Source organism: Virgibacillus sp. AGTR (genome assembly GCF_016919725.2).
GTDB classification, from domain to species: domain Bacteria; phylum Bacillota; class Bacilli; order Bacillales; family Amphibacillaceae; genus Virgibacillus; species Virgibacillus salarius.
On the sequence record NZ_JAJERH010000151.1, the window covers coordinates 1 to 1,692 of the forward strand.

1 rRNA gene is annotated in these 1,692 nt (G+C 53.7%); it reads left to right on the plus strand.

Annotated features, from left to right (window positions below):
- Positions 1 to 43: 43 nt before the first annotated feature.
- Positions 44 to 1,609 (plus strand): 16S ribosomal RNA (locus JUJ52_RS22865).
- Positions 1,610 to 1,692 lie beyond the last annotated feature (83 nt).

Sequence of the window (1,692 nt, forward strand, 5' to 3'; positions counted from 1 at the left end):
AAGCTAAGACATCATAATTAACGGTGTTAATTATGAACAAACTTTTTTGGAGAGTTTGATCTTGGCTCAGGACGAACGCTGGCGGCGTGCCTAATACATGCAAGTCGAGCGCGGGAAGCAGGCAGATCCTCTTCGGAGGTGACGCCTGTGGAACGAGCGGCGGACGGGTGAGTAACACGTGGGCAACCTGCCTGTAAGACTGGGATAACCCCGGGAAACCGGGGCTAATACCGGATAATACTTTTCGTTGCATAACGAGAAGTTGAAAGGCGGCTTTTAGCTGTCACTTACAGATGGGCCCGCGGCGCATTAGCTAGTTGGTAAGGTAACGGCTTACCAAGGCGACGATGCGTAGCCGACCTGAGAGGGTGATCGGCCACACTGGGACTGAGACACGGCCCAGACTCCTACGGGAGGCAGCAGTAGGGAATCTTCCGCAATGGACGAAAGTCTGACGGAGCAACGCCGCGTGAGTGATGAAGGTTTTCGGATCGTAAAACTCTGTTGTCAGGGAAGAACAAGTGCCGTTCAAATAGGGCGGCACCTTGACGGTACCTGACCAGAAAGCCCCGGCTAACTACGTGCCAGCAGCCGCGGTAATACGTAGGGGGCAAGCGTTGTCCGGAATTATTGGGCGTAAAGCGCGCGCAGGCGGTCCTTTAAGTCTGATGTGAAAGCCCACGGCTTAACCGTGGAGGGCCATTGGAAACTGGAGGACTTGAGTACAGAAGAGGAGAGTGGAATTCCACGTGTAGCGGTGAAATGCGTAGAGATGTGGAGGAACACCAGTGGCGAAGGCGACTCTCTGGTCTGTAACTGACGCTGAGGTGCGAAAGCGTGGGGAGCGAACAGGATTAGATACCCTGGTAGTCCACGCCGTAAACGATGAGTGCTAGGTGTTAGGGGGTTTCCGCCCCTTAGTGCTGAAGTTAACGCATTAAGCACTCCGCCTGGGGAGTACGGCCGCAAGGCTGAAACTCAAAAGAATTGACGGGGGCCCGCACAAGCGGTGGAGCATGTGGTTTAATTCGAAGCAACGCGAAGAACCTTACCAGGTCTTGACATCCTCTGCCAATCCTAGAGATAGGATGTTCCCTTCGGGGACAGAGTGACAGGTGGTGCATGGTTGTCGTCAGCTCGTGTCGTGAGATGTTGGGTTAAGTCCCGCAACGAGCGCAACCCTTGATCTTAGTTGCCAGCATTTAGTTGGGCACTCTAAGGTGACTGCCGGTGACAAACCGGAGGAAGGTGGGGATGACGTCAAATCATCATGCCCCTTATGACCTGGGCTACACACGTGCTACAATGGATGGAACAAAGGGCAGCGAAGCCGCGAGGTCAAGCAAATCCCATAAAACCATTCTCAGTTCGGATTGCAGGCTGCAACTCGCCTGCATGAAGCCGGAATCGCTAGTAATCGCGGATCAGCATGCCGCGGTGAATACGTTCCCGGGCCTTGTACACACCGCCCGTCACACCACGAGAGTTGGTAACACCCGAAGTCGGTGAGGTAACCTTTTGGAGCCAGCCGCCGAAGGTGGGACCAATGATTGGGGTGAAGTCGTAACAAGGTAGCCGTATCGGAAGGTGCGGCTGGATCACCTCCTTTCTAAGGATAATTACGGAACGCGAACCATTCTTTACGAATGGTTTGTAAGGACATACTTGGTTGTTTGGTTCAGTTTTGAGAGA